The following is a 15075-nucleotide window of genomic DNA, read 5'->3' on the forward strand; positions in this document are numbered from 1 at the left end:
CTCGGGTGCCCCGGCGGGCGGGTGGGCTCGGCGGCCCTGACGCCGTGGCCCGGAGCACAAGGTGCGCGCCCTGGGCGGGTGTCGTGCGACCCGCCCAGGGCGCGCGGCCAGACCTAGTTGCAGGTCGTCACGGACAGCGAGCTGTCGCCGCAGAGCAGCAGGCTCGCCCGGCTACCGCCGGTGCCGCCGGTACGCTCGGCCGCCGGCAGCTCCATGCCCTGAAGATCCAGGAGCGCCATGTTCTTCACCTCCTTCCGATGCTGGTCGGGGTGTTGCCCCCGCGAGCGCGGGGAGTACGTGGGCGCCGGTGATCGGCGCGAGGAACGGCAGGCCGACCGGTTGGTCGTCGCGCAACGCGGTGGCGGCGGCCAGCAGTACCCCCGCTGTCCCGGTCGCCAGATCCATCGACAGGCGGAGCAGTTGTTCGCCGGGGAAGGCGAGGGCACCCTGGTAGGGCATCGCGTGCCAGGCCAGCCGGCGGAGTTGGGCCGCACACTCGGCGCGGTCGTCGTCGGCCGACCGCTGACCGTCGGTGTCGCGTGTGCGGGCGGCCAGGTAGGCGATGATTCCGGCGCGACCGGCGAACAGGCCGGACTGGGCGTAGAACGGTGACCGGGCGGCCCGCCTGATCGCCGTGGCGGCGTCGGCGAGGTCAGCGGTGGCGCGGTGCCGGAGGTACTGGTCGACGACGATGCCGATGCCGACGCTGCCGTGCGCCAGGTACGGCATGGTGCGCCAACCCTCGTTGACCTCCAGCGCGCCGTCGTCGCGGACCACGCACCGGCGCAGGTCCCAGCGCAGCGCGGCTTCGGCGCGGTCCAGCAGGCCGGTGTCGCCGGTCAGTTCGTAGGCGCGCAGGAACATCAGGGCCGGGCCGCTGCGGCCCCGGGTCAGTCCGGCGTACGGGTGCCGGCCGCCGCTGACCGCGCCGTCGCCGTCCGGCGGGGCCGTCCGGTCGTCGGCGTCGAGTCGGTCGGCGACCAGCCGCACCGCCTGCCAGGCCGCGTCGCCCAGCGCGGTGTCGCCGGTACGGGCCGCGAAGTGCAGCAGGTTCAGCGCGATTCCGGACAGCCCGCCGAACAGGTCCGGTCCGAGCTGCTGCCAGGGCTCGTCGAGACAGACTCCGAGCAGGTCGCGTGCGGGAGCGTGGTGGCCGAGCCGGTCCAGCGCGAAGGCGACGCCGTGCAGCCCGTCGTAGAAGCCGTACCGGCTGCCCGACGGCGGGTTCGACGCCCGCCGGATGAGCCAGTCCTGCTGGTCCGGGTCCGGGTCGCCGCCGGATTCGGCCAGCGCCCACAGCACTCCGGCGGCACCGTTGGCGAGGTTCAGACCGCCGGAGCGGAACTGGGCGATGTCGCCGGGGTGGAGCCGGTCGTCGCGGTGGGGTGTGGCGCTGGCGGCGATCGCGTCGGTCATCTGTCGCCGCAGCACCGCCCAGTCGGTCGGGTCGAGTGCCGCTGTCGGCGGTGTGCTCGCGACTGGCGGTGTGCTCGCGGTCGGCGCGCCGGTCGGGTGGAGTGCCGGTCGGGCGGCGGTCGTCGCGGGGTGCGCCGGTCCGGTGCCGGTCGGCGGGACCGGGGTCGCGGTGATCTCCGCGACGGCGTCGTCGAGGAAGGCCGATGGGACCGGGAAGTGGGCGCGGATGACGTCGGCGAGGTCGGTGGCCTTGGCCGGCACCAGCCGCACCAGCTGGGTCAGTGGTAGGAACAGCGCCAGCTTCAGGCAAGCCAGCGCGTACCGGTCGACGGCCGGGCCGATCCGGTCGCGCGGGGCGGCGAACCCCTGGTTGCGCAGCGCGGGTCGGGTGGTGGCGTCGAGGGGTTGGGCGACTTCGAAGTCGACCAGCGCGACGGTGTCGTCGTCGCGCACCATCACGTTGAACAGGTGCAGGTCGCCGTAGACGACTCCCCGGGCGTGGATGTCGTCGATCGCTCGCCGTACCTGGTCGTACACGCGCAGCGCCCAGGCGGTGTAGGTGGCGAAGCGTTCCGCCGGAGCGTCGGCGTCGATCAGCGGGTAGCGGCGGACGAGGATCCGGTTCAGCGGTTGGCCGTCGATGAACTCCAGGGCGACGAAGCGATGCTCGCCGAGGGCGAATTCGTCGAGGACCTCGGGTACGTGGGGGATCCCGGCGAGTTGTCGTAATGTCTGCGCCTCGTGGCGCAGCCGGGCCACGGCGTCGGCGCCGGTGCCGTCCAGCCCGGCGTGGGGACGGGCCTCCTTGAGTACGACCTGACGGTCGGTGCGGGTGTCCCGGGCGGCGTAGATGCCGCCTCCGTTAGAAAAGTGGATCACCCGGTCGACCCGGTACGGCAGGTCGGTCGTGCTGGTGGCGTTGCGGGCCGCCAGGTGCGGGGTGAGGAAGTCCGGCAGGGTAACCCAGTCCGGCAACCGGAACACCGGATCCCGACGGTCCGGGACGAGGGTGCCGTCGGGGGCGGCGATGGCCGCGACGACCTGACCGTCGTCGGACAGGCAGTACCGGGCGGCGAATCCACCGTACCGTACGTGCACCGGGCCGGCGCCGTAGCGCAGGTCGCTCAGGATGTGTGGACCCGGTTCGCCGTCGAGGGCGTCGGCGAGTTCCTTGCAGGCGAGTTCGAATTCCGCGTCGTCGTGCGGGTATATGGTGACGAACTTACCGCTCGATCCGCGCGGGGCATATTTCGCGTTGCGCATCAGGAGCATTCGCGGACCACGGAGGCATTTGAACGGCAGCCCTCGGTCCAGGCAGTATTCACGAACCGTCCGCAGGACGTCCTCGGCGTTGTCCAGTGTCGCTGAAATATGGATCTTCCAGCCCTGGTCAGGGAGTTTGTCGCCGGTCGGGCCGAAGATCAGCCAGTCGTCCTTCGGTTCTCGTCGCCACTGTTCCGGCAGTTCGTAGCCGGCGGAAACGAATTCGGCGGCGGGTGCCGACGCTGTGGCGAGCGAGTCGTAGAAAAGTGGGTCGACTGCGCAGTACGCGTCGTATCCCTCGTCCATGTCTCGCACCTCCGCAGCTGGTCACCGGGGCACCCCGTAACAACTTGCTGCCTCGATTCTGTGCGAGGTCGAAGAGGTGTTCCAGTGCTTCTGGTAATTGGCGTCGGTGATTGCTGCACGAGGCGGTGTGACAATCCTCAGGGACACCCCGTGTGACCAGCGGTGCCGGTCGAGGGCCGGTCGAGGGCAGGTGTGGGCGCGCACCGGGCGACCCGCGCACCGACGGGTTGCGTCGCGGTGCGCGGGTCGCCCGGTGCGCGATCGTCCGGTCCTGGGCTGTCGAGCCGACCGCAGATGCGGTGCGGTTCCGCTGGTTCAGGCTGCCTGGTTCACGGCCGCTGGTTCAGGCTGCCTGGTCGTCGCGCGACCGCGCCGAGATCCCACCGCCGGTGATGAGCCGTAGCCGCTGCGTCGGCGCCGGTGCCGGTGCCGGCCGGGGCTCCTCGTCGAAGTCGACCCGCCATCGGGACCGACGCTGGCGACCGGTACCCGGGGGGGAGTCCAGGTCGGTGACCCGCCGGCTCAACCCGATCAGCAGCAGGTAGCCGAGCACGACGAAGCCGTGGCTCAACAACCGGCCGTTGTCCACCCGTCCGACGAGCAGGTCGTTGACCGACAACAGGGCCAGCGCAGCCACGAACGCGGTCAACGTCGGCAGGATGCCCGACGGGCGGGTCCTTCGCAGGGCGATCCAGACGAATCCGGCGCCGAGCGCCACGTTCCAGGCGGCCGACTCGTGCCACAGATGGTTCGGCGCGCTCCCACCGACCGGGTCGGCCACGTGCAGGTGGCCGTCGGCCACCCCGCCGATCTGCGCCGCGCCGAGCAGGAACTGGGCCACTCCGAGCAGACCGAGAGTCCAGCGCAGGATCATGGTGACCCGGGCGGCGGTCAACCGGCGCCGGGTGGGCAGCGCGTCCAGCACCGCCGGATCCACCCGTACGGCCGGCACCGGGCCGCCGGCGTTGACGAGCGCGGTGAGCTGTCCGGCGGCGGCGTACCAGCTCCGACACCCGGCACAGCCGGACAGGTGCTCCTCGGCCGCTACCCGTTGCGCCGCCGTTGCCTCGCCGTCGAGCTCAGCCGACAGCAGTTCGCGAAAGTCTGCGCACCCCACATGTCAATAGTCGGTCGTGCCGTCCGGACGGTTCCCGGCGGGGCGAGGTTCCCGTGATCGGGCCTGGGCGGATACGCTTGCCTCATGCCGCACGCCGGACCAGACGAGCGGGGACCACGCGACGCCGACATCACCCGTTGGGCGCTCGCCGCCCGTGACGGCGACCGGGACTCCGCCACCGCGTTCATCGCGGGCACCCAGCATCACGTGCAGCGGTTTCTGACCCACGTGGTCGGCGCGGCCGAGGCCGAGGACCTCACCCAGGAAACCTACCTGCGGGCCATGCGGGCGCTGCCGCGTTTCGCCGCCCGGTCCACCGCCCGTACCTGGCTGCTGGCGATCGCCCGACGGGTTGCCGTGGACCACATCCGGGCGGCGGTCGTCCGTCCCCGGGTCGCCGACCTGGACGACTGGCAGGCGGTGGCGGAGACGGTCACCGCCACCAGCGCCCCCCGCTTCGACGGCGCCGTGGTGTTGCGTCAGCTGCTCCGGGATCTGCCCGCCGACCGTCGGGAGGCGTTCGTCGCCACCCAGGTGCTCGGGTTGAGCTACGCCGAGGCGGCCGAGGTCTGCGACTGCCCGATCGGCACGATCCGCTCACGGGTCGCGCGTGCCCGGGAGGACCTCGTCGCGGCGATGGCCGCCGACGGCGACCGGTCCACCGGCCGCCACCTGCGGGCCATCGGCTGACCGACCGGACCTGCCTCGGCCTGACCGGCCCTGGTTCCCGCTCCGCCTCGCCGACGGCCCCGCCCCGACGCCGTCAGTGACCTCGGGCGATCCATTCGGACAGCTGCGGGCCTCCGCCCCGATCGTGGTGCTGCCGCCGTGCCCGGGTGTGCACCACCGTGCCGGACGGCAGGGCGAGCAGCCGGGTCTCGATCGAGGTGATGATGGTGCCGAAGTCACTGTAGGAACGGCCGGTGGCGCCGGGTCCCCCGGCGAACAGGGTGTCGCCGGTGAACACCACCGCCAGGCCGGCGGCGTACAGGCAGTACGCCTAGCCTGGTGTCGGCACCCCACGGCCGTGGGCGCCGACCCGACGTCGTGATCGTGGACCGCAGGAGGTATCGCATCATGCAGACCGTCACGGTACGTACCGGTGAGCATCCCGGCGTACGGCTGCTGACCCTCGACGATCCCGAACGTCGCAACGCCATCGGCACCGTCATGAAGCGGGAGCTCGCCGAGGCGGTGGCGGGGGTGGCCGCCGACCGGGACGCCCGGGTGCTGGTCGTCACGGGGGCGGGCAGTGCCTTCTGCGCCGGTGCCCACCTGGACGAGATCTTCGGCGGACCGGAACGCGACGTCAACGAGACCCGCCGTGAGCTGGAGGATATCTACCGCAGCTTCCTGTCGGTACGCCAGCTGGATCTGCTGACCATCGCCGCGGTGCACGGGCCCGCCGTGGGCGCCGGGCTCAACCTGGCCTTCTGCTGCGATCTGCGGATCGCTGGTCCGCAGGCTCGGTTCGGTGCCACGTTCACCCGGATGGGTCTGCACCCGGGCGGGGGCTGCACCTACTTCCTCGTCGACGCGCTCGGTGCGCAGCGCGCGACGCAGATCCTGCTCGACGGCGCCATGCTCGACGCCACGCAGGCCCGTGACCTGGGCCTGGTGCTCTCCATCGCCGAGGATCCCCTCGCGGCGGCGGTGAGCGCGGCGAACCGTTACGCCGACCTCGATCCGCATCTGGTGCGGCACATCACGCAGAGCGTCCGGGTCGCGGCGTCCGCCGGACTCGACGCCTCGCTGCAGTACGAGGCGTGGGCCCAGGCCGCGTCCGCCAGCGACCCGGCGGTACGGGCCGCGCTGCTGGCCGGCCGCCGCCGTGCTACCACCGCCGAGCCGGCGACGTCGAGCTGAGCCGGCGTCACACCACTCCGATCGGGCCTTCCTGGGGGCCGGATTCCTGCGCCGGCTGCACCGCCAGGGACGGGAAATCGGCCAGGTCGCCGTCGGGTTCGGCGTCCCACTCCGGGAACACCAGGTCACTCTGCAGGTAGAGGCAGAGCAGCTGGGCCAGGTGGCGCAGCCCGTCGAGGTGAGTGCGTTCGTGACCGTGGGTGGCGTCCACACCGAAGCCGAGCAGCGCCACCCGGGCGTGCGCGCCGGCCTCCACGGCGGCGGCCACATCGGAACGGTAGTAGTCGAACACGTCCCGGACGAGGTCGATGTCGTGTTCGGCGGCCAGCCCGGCCAGCTTGCGGGTCAGGTGGTAGTCGAACGGTCCGACCCCGTCACCCATGGCCACCGTGGCGGCGTTCTCCCGCGACTGCTGACCCGGGGCGACGACGGCCGCGTCCACCGACACGATCTCGGCGACGTCGGGATCGAGGCCGTGGCTGGCACCGTGCCCGACCTCCTCGGTGCAGGTGATCAGCAGATGCGCGGTGACCGGCGGTTGCAGGCCCGCGTCGACCATGGCCTTGACCGCGGTCAACACGGCAGCCACCCCCGCCTTGTCGTCGAGGTGGCGGGACTTGACGAAGCCGCTGGCGGTGATGGTCGGGGCGGGCAGGATCGCCGCGAAGTCACCGACGTCGACGCCGAGGGCGCGCAGCCCGGCGACGTCGGTGACCGGTTCGTCGACCCGCACCTCGACCTGCTCCCAGCCGACGCCCTGCAGGTCGACGTCGTCGTTGTAGCGGTGCCCGCTGGCCTTGAGCGGCAGCACCTGACCGGTGATCACCCGGTCCAGCTCGTCGGTGAAGATCCGCACGTGGGCGCCTTCGGCGAACCGGGCGCTGTGCGTACCGATGGGCTTGAGCTCCAGCCGCCCGTTCTCCTTGAGCCGCTTGACCATCCCCCCGATCGTGTCGGTGTGCACCACGATGGCCCGGTCGGCACCGGTGGTACGGGGACCGGACAGCGACGCGTTGAGGGCGCCCCGCCGGGTCACCGTGAACGGGATGCCAAGAGCGGACAGCCGTTCACCCACGTACTGCTGGACGTGGTCGGTACGGCCGGACGGGCTGGGGATGTCCAGCAGCTCCAGCATCACCTGCCGCAGGTAGTCCAGGTCCAGTTTCAGCGGGGCGGGGGTCTTCGGATCGGCCGGCATGCGAAGACCGTACCGTCGCCGTTCACGAGCCCGCGTTCGCCCCGCCGGCACCGGCCGGACTCCACCGCCGCTGCGGCGCGCTGGTACCCGGGAACAGCAGGTCGATGAAGCGTTCCGCGGTCGGTTGCGGTTCGTGGTTGGCCAGCCCGGGTCGTTCGTTGGCCTCGATGAACACGTGATCGGGCTGATCCGGAGCGGTCACCAGCAGGTCGAGTCCGGTGACCGGGATGGCCAGCGCCCGGCTCGCCGCCACGCAGGCCGCGGCCAAGTCGGGGTGCAGCCGGTCGGAGACGTCGTGGATGGTGCCGCCGGTGTGCAGGTTCGCCGTCCGTCGTACGGTCAGCACCTGCCCGCTCGGCAGCACGTCGTCCATCCCGTACCCGGCCTCGGCGATCACCTCCCGGGTGACGTCGTCGACGGGGATCGTCGACTCACCGCCGGTCGCCGCTGCCCGCCGTCGGCTCTGCCGGCGGATCAGTTCGGTGACGGTGTGGACGCCGTCGCCGGTGACCGCCGCGGGTCGCCGTACCGCCGCCGCCACCACCTCGTGGTCGATGACCAGCACCCGCAGGTCCTCACCGTGGTGCAACTGTTCGATCAGCACCTCGGGACAGTGTCGGCGGGCCAACGCGACCGCTTCCCGCAGCGCCGCCGGGTCGCGGACACCGACGGTGATGCCGGTGCCCTGCTCGCCCCGGGCGGGTTTCACCACCACCTCGCCGATCTCGGCGAGGAACGCCTCGTCGGCGTCGTCGCCGGTGGCGGTGCGTCCCCGGGGCACGGACAGTCCGGCGTCGAGAAGTACCCGACGGGTGACCCGCTTGTCGTCGCAGCGGCTCATCGCCACCGCCGAGGTCAGTTCGGACAACGATTCGCGGGTGACGATGCTGCGCGCGCCGTTGGTCAGCCGCAGTTCTCCCCAGCCGGCGTCGATCACCTCGACCCGGATGCCCCGGCGCATCGCCTCGTCGGCGACGATCCGGGCGTACGGGTTCAGGTCGTCGTAGCCGTCGGGCAGGCTGGCCAGGAAGAGCCGCTCGTTGATCGGGTTCTTACGTTTGACGCACAGGGTCGGGGTGCGGTGGAAACCGAGTCGTTCGTAGAGCCGGATCGCGCCGTCGTTCTCGGCGAGCACGGACAGGTCGATGAAGACCCGTCCCCGGTCGGCGAGTCGGCCGGCGAGGTCGAGCAGCAACGCCTGTCCGGTGCCGGGTGGCGCGGCCAACGGGTCGACGGTCAGACACCACAGGCTGGACCCGTTGTCCGGGTCGTCGAAGACCGCGACGTGGTCGACTCCGGTGATGGTGCCGACGACCTGTCCGGTGACGGATTCGGCGACCAGGTGGACGAACCGGTCGGTCGCGGCGTTGGCGACCAGGATGTCCACCGGCGCGGTGACCATCCCGTTGTGGGCGTAGATCCGGTTGACGGCGTCGGCGTCGGCGTCGTCGCGCAACGGACGGATCCGCAGCCCGGGCTCGGTCTGCTGGGGTGGGTCGACCGTGGACAGGTCCAGCCGGAACGTCAGTGACGGGTCGATGAACAACTCGTCGGGCAGCCGCGACACCAGCACGTGTGGATCAGGTAGGTAGATGCAGATGTCGCGGGATCCGGCGGCTTCCGAGCGCAGCACGTCGGCCACGTCCGAGGGGTCGGTGAACGTCTGGCCGAAGACCAGCCGACCCCAACCGCATTCGAGCACCACGTCGGCGCTGTCGGTCCGGGTCGAGGACGTTTCGCTGTCACCGTTACCGTCGCCGCTGGTCGCGGCTCCGGCGACGATCGGATCGCCACCTGGTCCGATGCGTTCTCGTCGCAGTGGCGGCGTGGTCGGTGGGCGGTGGGTGTCCGTGTCGTCAGTCGATGCCATGACTCTGCAGCCACATCTCCAGCAGTCCCAGTTGCCACAGCTTGTTGCCGCCGAGCGGGGTGAGTTCGGCGTTCGGTTCCCGCAGCAGGGTGTCGACGTATCCGTCGCGGAACAGCCCGCGTCGGCGGGCCGACGGCGCGTGCAGGGCGTCGCGGACCCGGTCGAGCAGTTTCCCTTCGAGGTGGGTCAGGCCGGGCACGGGGAAGTAGCCCTTCGGCCGGTCGATGACCTCCCACGGCAGTACCCGGCGGCCGATCTCCTTGAGGACTCCCTTGCCGCCCTGCGCCAGTTTGAGCTCGGGCGGGCAGGTCGCGGCGAGTTCCACGAACTCGTGGTCGAGGAACGGGACACGTGCCTCCAGGCCGTGGGCCATGGTCATGTTGTCGACGCGTTTGACCGGATCGTCGACCAGCATGACGTTGGTGTCGATCCGTAGCCCGGCGTCGACGGCGTCCTGCGCGCCGGGTCGGGCCAGGTGCGCGGCGACGAAGTCCCGAGCCGGGTCACCGGCGGGCAGGTGCTCGGGGCTGAGGACCTGGGCCAGACCGGCGGCGTCGCGGTCGAAGAACGCCGCCGCGTAGGTGTCCAGCGCCTGGTCGCGGCCGACTTGGGCGAGCGGCGGATACCAGTGGTAGCCGCCGAGGATCTCGTCCGCGCCCTGGCCGGACTGCACCACCTTGACGTGCTCGGCGACGACCTGACTGAGCAGGTAGAAGGCGACGCAGTCGTGGCTGACCATCGGTTCGCTCATGGCGGCGACCGCGGCTTCCAGCGGCGGCACGAGGTCGCCGGCGGCGACCTTGATCTGGTGGTGGTCGGTGTCGAACCGCCGCGCCACGAGGTCGGAGTAGACGAATTCGTCGCCCTGGCGGCCGCCGACGGCGTCGAAGCCGATGGAGAACGTCGCCAGCCCGCGTTGACCCTCGTTGGCCAGCAGGGCGACCACCAGGCTGGAGTCGAGCCCGCCGGAGAGCAGCACGCCGACCGGTACGTCGGCGACCATCCGTCGCCGTACGGCGGTGGTCAACGATTCGAGTAGCGCGTCCTGCCAGTCCTGTTCGGACCAGTCGGCGCGGGCGGGGTCGCGGACGAAGGGCGGATCCCAGTACACGCGCTCGTCGACCGATCCGTCCGGTTGGTACACCCGTACGGTCGCCGGGGGCAGTTTGCGGACACCGTTCAGGATGGTCCGGGGTGCCGGTACGACGCTGTGGAAACCCAGGTAGTGCGCGAGCGCCACCTGGTCGATGCTGGTGTCCACGCCGCCGCCGGCCAGCAGCGCCGGCAGGGTGCTCGCGAAGCGCACCACACCGGGCACTTCGGCGAGGTAGAGCGGTTTGATGCCGAGTCGGTCGCGGGCCAGGACGAGGCGGCCGCTGTCGCGCTCGCTGATCGCGACGGCGAACATGCCGACGAGGTGATCGACGAAGTCGGTGCCCCATTGGGCGTACGCCTTGACGACGACCTCGCTGTCGCCCTGGGAGAAGAACCGGTGTCCGTACGTCTGGAGTTCGTCACGCAACTGTCGGTAGTTGTAGATGCAGCCGTTGAAGACCGCGCTCAGACCGGCCGCCGAATCGACGATCGGCTGGTTGCTCGCGGCCGACAGGTCGATGATCTTGAGTCGTCGGTGGCCGAACGCCACATTGCCGTGTGACCAGGAGCCGCCGTCGTCGGGTCCGCGGTCACTCATCGTCGCCGCCATCCGTTCCACCGCGCCGATGTCGGCGCGGGAACCGTCGCGGCGTAGCTCTCCCGCAAGTCCGCACATGCGTACCCATCCTGCCAGACCAGGCCGGATTCGCCCAGTTGACGGCTGGGCGGCCCGGCCCGGCGGGCCCTCGACCGCCGCGCCGCGATGGTGTCTCGGCCGGCGTGTCCGACCGGCGTCCGCTGGGCGGAACGGCGGTCCGCGACGGGTCGTCGATCTCGTACGCTGGCCGGCGGATCATGGCAGCTGGTTGATCAATCAGTTGGTTGGATCCGCCGCCGCCCCGGCGTTACGCCGGTTATCCGACATCGGGTACGGTTTCGGAGCTTTCATCAGTGGATGGTGGAGAACCGACCACTGTCCGGCGTGGGTACCCGCCTCGCGGCGGGAGGTCGACCGAGGAGGGCACCGGTGTGCTGACCACGCTTGAGGGCTACCACTTGCGAGCCTCGGTCCTCGGCCACTCCTGGTTCACCCGACACCTGGAACGCAAGGGCGCCGGCCGGGATCCGGCCGCCCTGTTCGGCGTGGTCGAAGGCGCGTACGTCACCGTACTGGACCAGTTGGCCCGCAGCGACTTCCAGCTCGGCACGGAGCTGCGGTGCTTCGCGGGCGCGGCGGCCCGGCTCACCTCGGCCGGTCGGGACCCGGTGACCAGCGACGAGGTCGTCCGGATCGTCCGGTACGGCTTCGGCGAGCCCGTCGGGGTGGCCGACATCGAGGCCCGCCGGGCCGTACCGGTACGCCGAGCGGTCGTCGGCACGGCGGTACGGCGGTTGCGGTTGTCGTTGCACGACGTGGACAACCTGCTGCGGCGGGCGGAGAACCTGGCCGCCCAGTGGGGGTTCGCCGCGACCAGCTACCACCCGGGCCTGATCACCGTGGCCTACCTTCGGGTGGTGGAGGCCCGGTGGTCGGCCCGGCAGTCGCGACGCAGCCGGCACACCGAGTTGGGACAGGTGCTGTGATCGCCCGGCGCGGCCCGGTACCGGCGGTCAGCGGGGGACGGGTTCGTCGGCCCGCGCCGCCGGGAAACCGAAGAGCCCCAGCAGCCCGGTGGCCCACAACTGCCGCCGCGCGAAAGGGCTGAGGTTTTCCAGGTCGAGCCGGCTCCCACTGACGGTGGCCGCCTGATGGCAGGCGACCAGGCTGCCGATTCCGGTCGAATCGATGAAGGTGACCAGCCGTAGATCGAGCACGATCCGGGCCGGCGACGACCGGGCCAGCAAGGCGGTGACGGCGTCGCGGACCTCGCCGGCGGTGGCGAGGTCGAGTTCGCCGTGCAGGGCCAGCCGGACCGTCGGTCCCTGGTCGCTGCGGGTGATCAGAAAATCCACGTCGAAGCCTCCGGTCGGATGGCGACGGGTACGGGAGGAGATGGAGCGTCAGTCCACGCGGATCGATATCCGCTGCTGTGGGCGGTGTGTGAGGCGTCACATTACGGTATGTCCACTCGATGTACCAGCCCCGTTTCGGACTGTGCGGACAACCGTTCCGATCACCCTGAGCGATCCGATCGCCACGGATCCGTCGGTGGTTCGGCGGCGGGGCCGGCCTCGTCGGATTCCCGCCGCCGGTGGACGACCTCCGTCGGGCGCGACTGCCCGGTGGACGTCGGCTCGGCCGACGTCCACCGGCGTCTCGTCGCGGTCCGGCTGATCGACTCAGCACGGCCGTGCGGTCTCGTCGTCGTCCGGGCCCGCTCCGGCGTCCCGCGTCGACGCGGGACGCCGCGTCAGCTCTGCGCCGGCAGCGGGGTCTGCGGGCTGGAAGTCGGCGCGGGAACGGTCGGACTGACCGGCGGGGCCGGCGTCGCGCTGCCGGGCGCGGTCGGTGTCCCGGTGCCCGGCGCGGTCGGGCTCACCCCGGGACTCGGCGACGTGGGCAGCCCCAGCTGCGCGGCCAGGTTCTGCAGCGCGGTGTAGAGCTCGTTGAGCACCGGCGCCGCCTCCTGGGCCAGGTTCGTGACCCGTTCGTCCGAACCCTGGGCGATCTCGGCGTTGTTCAGCTCGATGACCTGCGCGTAGCCGAGGAGTTGGCTCTCCACGAAGGCGGCGTCGAACTCGCCACCCTCCAGCCCGTCGAGTTGACCGACGAGGTCCTGCTGCTGCTGGGTCGGGTCGGCCGGCAGGTCGACGTTCACTTCACCGGCGACCCGGTTCACCTCTTCATCCAGTTGGGTATGGTTTGTCACCATGTCCGCCCCCACGTCCCGTACGCCTTGCGCGGCGTCGGGAGTGTCCTGCGCCAACTGGCCGATCTGGATCGCGCCGAGGTTGACCTGGTGGATCGCCTGCAGATACTGCGTGTCCTGCTCGGACGGCGCTGCGGCGTGAGCGGCCGCGGGTAGCAGCGCGACCGCTGCCATCGCGGCCAGCACACCCAGCCGGGTGGTTGCGGACCTTTTCATGTTTCCCCCTCGGGTTGACTCGTCGGGGCACCGAGGTACCCGGGGCCGCTGGCGGCATGCGGGCCGATCCGGGTGAGCCGCCGATGGTCGTCCCGGGTGAGCGGGGCCGGGGAACAGAGCTAGTCCTCGGCCCGCTGGTCCGATTCGCGGCCGCCGTCCGGTGTGGCGGCACCGGCCACGGGTACCCCGATGCGGACAGCGCCCCACGCGAACCGACCGGGAGGCCGCCGTGACCAACATCCAGCAACCCGAGATGCGCCGCAGCGGACAGAATCCGCTGGTGCAGGAGAGCAAGGGACCGGACGGTGCCGCACGTCGACCGGGCCGACGGGGGCACCGGGGTCGGTCCGTACCAGCCGGGCAGACGTCGCCGTACGGGCCGCGAGGCGACGTCGCGGCCGACGACAGCGTGGAATCCGGCGACGACTCCGACACCCGCTGAGTGGGTCGTGCCGGGCGGGCCAGATGCAGACCTTCCTGCCGTACCCCGATTTCGCCGCCAGCGCCGCCGTTCTCGACCCGTTGCGCCTGGGCAAGCAGCGGGTCGAGGCGTTGCAGGTGCTGCGCGGGTTGACCGTGCCCGGGTACGGCTGGCGGCATCATCCCGCCGTACGGATGTGGAGCGGCTACGAAGAGGCACTGGTCTGTTACGGTCTGGAGGTGTGCGGTCGATGGACACGTGCCGGCCGGGCGGACACCGTCGCCGCGTCCCTGCGCCGTGAACTGACCGCGACGCGCGGCGTCGAGCGGGTGCGACGCCAGGCCGACCTGGCCGGCGGGGACGCGTTGCCGCCGTGGCTGGGCCGGGCTGATCTGCACCTGAGTCACCGCAGCGCCCTGCTGCACAAGGATCCCGCCTTCTACCGCCCGCTCTTCGGCGATCTGCCGGCGGTGCCGTACGTGTGGCCGGCCGCGCCGCCCGCCGCGCCCCGGGTCGGCCCCGGCCGGCCGGCGGAAGAAATATCGTGATCAGATTGAACCGTTCGGCCCCTGCCCGCCGAACCACCTATCGGTGAATCAGGTTCGGCGGCTGCCGCCGCGCTACGGGAGGGCGACGCGATGGTCAGGGGTCTGCGCGCAAGCATCGACAGGATCGGCGCCCTCGTCGCCGGTGCGGTGGCCGGCGGCGTGTTGCTGGCCGCCCCGGCGGTCGCCGCGGCCGACGTGACGCTGCGACCACAGCAGGCCCCTCGCGGCGCCGGCGTCATGGTGACGTTCGTGGTCCCGCAGGAGCGGCCCGGTGCCCACACCACCGAGATACGTCTCGATCTGCCCGTCGACCTGCCGATCGCCGAGGTGTATCCAATGTCGGTGCAGGACTGGGCACCCCGGATCACCAACCGGCGACTGGCCGAGCCGCTGCCCGGCCTGCACGGTGGCCAGACGATCGAGGTCACCGAGAGCATCGTGTGGCTGCGGGTGACGAGTCCGCCGGTGCGGCCGGAGCCGATCGAGCTGGTCATTTCGATCGGCCCGCTGCCCGACACCGACCGGGTCGACTTCGCGGTGACGCAGACCTACTCCGACGGCACCGAGGTCCGCTGGGGCGGACCGGGCGCCACCCGACCGGCCCCGGCGTTGACGTTGGTCGCCGCCGATCCCGCCGCCGTCGCCGGTCACGGCGGCCACGCCGGTGCCACCGGCGCGGACCCGTCGGCGCCGGCCACCGCCGCACCGGAGTCCGCCGCCGACGGCGGCACCACCGCCGCGTTGCTGCTGACCGGCCTCGCCGGTGGGGCCGCGTTCGGGGCGGTGGCCGTCTGGTGGTTCAGCCGCCGCCGCAGCACGACCGTGGCCGCCGAGGGTGACGACGGCCCGGCCGACTCGTCGCTGGTCGCGGCGGGATCCGCCGGCGAGGGTGGCCGCTGGCGGCTACCGCAGACGTGAACCCGGAGCCGGCAGACGTGAACCCGGAGCC

Annotated in this window: 14 protein-coding genes and 1 pseudogene; 6 read left to right on the top strand and 9 right to left on the bottom strand. The window is 71.6% G+C overall.

The features are described from left to right. Positions 1 to 113: 113 nt before the first annotated feature. From O7632_RS18615 to O7632_RS18625, 3 genes are all read right to left on the bottom strand, one after another. The gene (locus O7632_RS18615; protein ID WP_278116026.1) at positions 114 to 215 is read right to left on the bottom strand and encodes a SapB/AmfS family lanthipeptide; all 102 of its coding nucleotides are present in this window, start codon (positions 213 to 215) and stop codon (positions 114 to 116) included. After that, positions 172 to 2985, bottom strand: coding sequence for a class III lanthionine synthetase LanKC (gene lanKC, locus O7632_RS18620; protein ID WP_278116027.1), 2814 nt, complete (start codon positions 2983 to 2985; stop codon positions 172 to 174). The genes O7632_RS18615 and lanKC overlap by 44 nt, the downstream gene beginning before the upstream one ends. A gap of 343 nt (positions 2986 to 3328) precedes the next feature. Further along, the gene (locus tag O7632_RS18625; protein WP_278116028.1) at positions 3329 to 4102 is read right to left on the bottom strand and encodes a zf-HC2 domain-containing protein; all 774 of its coding nucleotides are present in this window, start codon (positions 4100 to 4102) and stop codon (positions 3329 to 3331) included. A gap of 84 nt (positions 4103 to 4186) precedes the next feature. On the opposite strand from O7632_RS18625, the gene O7632_RS18630 reads away from it, so the two are divergent. Next, entirely contained in the window at positions 4187 to 4792 is a 606-nt protein-coding gene (locus O7632_RS18630; RefSeq protein WP_278116029.1) for a sigma-70 family RNA polymerase sigma factor, read from the top strand. 73 nt (positions 4793 to 4865) lie between these two features. Here the strand turns inward: O7632_RS18630 and O7632_RS18635 are convergent. Beyond that, positions 4866 to 5093: pseudogene (locus O7632_RS18635) on the bottom strand (MBL fold metallo-hydrolase); the annotation flags it as partial. 86 nt (positions 5094 to 5179) lie between these two features. On the opposite strand from O7632_RS18635, the gene O7632_RS18640 reads away from it, so the two are divergent. Next, entirely contained in the window at positions 5180 to 5968 is a 789-nt protein-coding gene (locus tag O7632_RS18640) for an enoyl-CoA hydratase (RefSeq protein WP_278116030.1), read from the top strand. A 7-nt stretch (positions 5969 to 5975) separates the two neighbouring features. Here O7632_RS18640 and O7632_RS18645 read toward each other — a convergent pair whose 3' ends face one another. Genes O7632_RS18645 through O7632_RS18655 form a run of 3 tightly spaced genes read right to left on the bottom strand, consistent with a single transcriptional unit; the run spans position 5976 to position 10807 of the window. Then, positions 5976 to 7166, bottom strand: a complete 1191-nt coding sequence (locus O7632_RS18645; RefSeq protein WP_278116031.1) for an osmoprotectant NAGGN system M42 family peptidase — start codon at positions 7164 to 7166, stop codon at positions 5976 to 5978. Between the two features lie 22 nt (positions 7167 to 7188). Next, positions 7189 to 9036: an N-acetylglutaminylglutamine synthetase gene (gene ngg / locus O7632_RS18650; RefSeq protein WP_278116032.1), complete on the bottom strand. Its 1848-nt coding sequence runs from the start codon at positions 9034 to 9036 to the stop codon at positions 7189 to 7191. Next, a complete protein-coding gene (locus O7632_RS18655; protein ID WP_278116033.1) occupies positions 9023 to 10807 on the bottom strand; it encodes an N-acetylglutaminylglutamine amidotransferase in 1785 nt (594 codons plus the stop codon). The genes ngg and O7632_RS18655 overlap by 14 nt, the downstream gene beginning before the upstream one ends. Positions 10808 to 11160: 353 nt before the next feature. On the opposite strand from O7632_RS18655, the gene O7632_RS18660 reads away from it, so the two are divergent. Then, positions 11161 to 11715: a hypothetical protein gene (locus tag O7632_RS18660; protein ID WP_278116034.1), complete on the top strand. Its 555-nt coding sequence runs from the start codon at positions 11161 to 11163 to the stop codon at positions 11713 to 11715. Positions 11716 to 11742: 27 nt separating this feature from the next. Here O7632_RS18660 and O7632_RS18665 read toward each other — a convergent pair whose 3' ends face one another. Together O7632_RS18665 and O7632_RS18670 are read right to left on the bottom strand one after the other, a co-directional pair. Then, entirely contained in the window at positions 11743 to 12084 is a 342-nt protein-coding gene (locus tag O7632_RS18665; protein ID WP_278116035.1) for an STAS domain-containing protein, read from the bottom strand. Between the two features lie 398 nt (positions 12085 to 12482). Then, positions 12483 to 13157 (bottom strand): DUF4142 domain-containing protein, encoded by a 675-nt coding sequence (locus O7632_RS18670; protein ID WP_278116036.1) that lies wholly within the window; start codon positions 13155 to 13157, stop codon positions 12483 to 12485. Between the two features lie 229 nt (positions 13158 to 13386). Between O7632_RS18670 and O7632_RS18675 the strand changes: the two genes are divergently transcribed. The 3 genes from O7632_RS18675 (at position 13387) to O7632_RS18685 (ending at position 15044) form a co-directional block, all read left to right on the top strand. After that, entirely contained in the window at positions 13387 to 13599 is a 213-nt protein-coding gene (locus O7632_RS18675) for a hypothetical protein (RefSeq protein WP_278116037.1), read from the top strand. Positions 13600 to 13622: 23 nt separating this feature from the next. Continuing rightward, positions 13623 to 14126, top strand: a complete 504-nt coding sequence (locus O7632_RS18680) for an MSMEG_6728 family protein (RefSeq protein WP_278116038.1) — start codon at positions 13623 to 13625, stop codon at positions 14124 to 14126. A gap of 90 nt (positions 14127 to 14216) precedes the next feature. After that, complete coding sequence (locus O7632_RS18685; RefSeq protein ID WP_278116039.1) at positions 14217 to 15044, top strand: DUF1775 domain-containing protein; 828 nt, start codon at positions 14217 to 14219, stop codon at positions 15042 to 15044. Positions 15045 to 15075: the final 31 nt, after the last annotated feature.

The organism is Solwaraspora sp. WMMD406 (assembly GCF_029626025.1).
Taxonomy (GTDB): Bacteria; Actinomycetota; Actinomycetes; order Mycobacteriales; family Micromonosporaceae; genus Micromonospora_E.

Excerpts from the sequence above, each read along its gene's own strand:
- O7632_RS18615 (WP_278116026.1), bottom strand. The coding sequence starts at position 215 with ATGGAGCTGCCGGCGGCCGAGCGTACCGGCGGCACCGGCGGTAGCCGG.
- lanKC (WP_278116027.1), bottom strand. The coding sequence starts at position 2,985 with ATGGACGAGGGATACGACGCGTACTGCGCAGTCGACCCACTTTTCTAC.
- O7632_RS18630 (WP_278116029.1), top strand. The coding sequence starts at position 4,187 with ATGCCGCACGCCGGACCAGACGAGCGGGGACCACGCGACGCCGACATC.
- O7632_RS18640 (WP_278116030.1), top strand. The coding sequence starts at position 5,180 with ATGCAGACCGTCACGGTACGTACCGGTGAGCATCCCGGCGTACGGCTG.
- O7632_RS18645 (WP_278116031.1), bottom strand. The coding sequence starts at position 7,166 with ATGCCGGCCGATCCGAAGACCCCCGCCCCGCTGAAACTGGACCTGGAC.
- ngg (WP_278116032.1), bottom strand. The coding sequence starts at position 9,036 with ATGGCATCGACTGACGACACGGACACCCACCGCCCACCGACCACGCCG.
- O7632_RS18655 (WP_278116033.1), bottom strand. The coding sequence starts at position 10,807 with ATGTGCGGACTTGCGGGAGAGCTACGCCGCGACGGTTCCCGCGCCGAC.
- O7632_RS18670 (WP_278116036.1), bottom strand. The coding sequence starts at position 13,157 with ATGAAAAGGTCCGCAACCACCCGGCTGGGTGTGCTGGCCGCGATGGCA.
- O7632_RS18680 (WP_278116038.1), top strand. The coding sequence starts at position 13,623 with ATGCAGACCTTCCTGCCGTACCCCGATTTCGCCGCCAGCGCCGCCGTT.
- O7632_RS18685 (WP_278116039.1), top strand. The coding sequence starts at position 14,217 with ATGGTCAGGGGTCTGCGCGCAAGCATCGACAGGATCGGCGCCCTCGTC.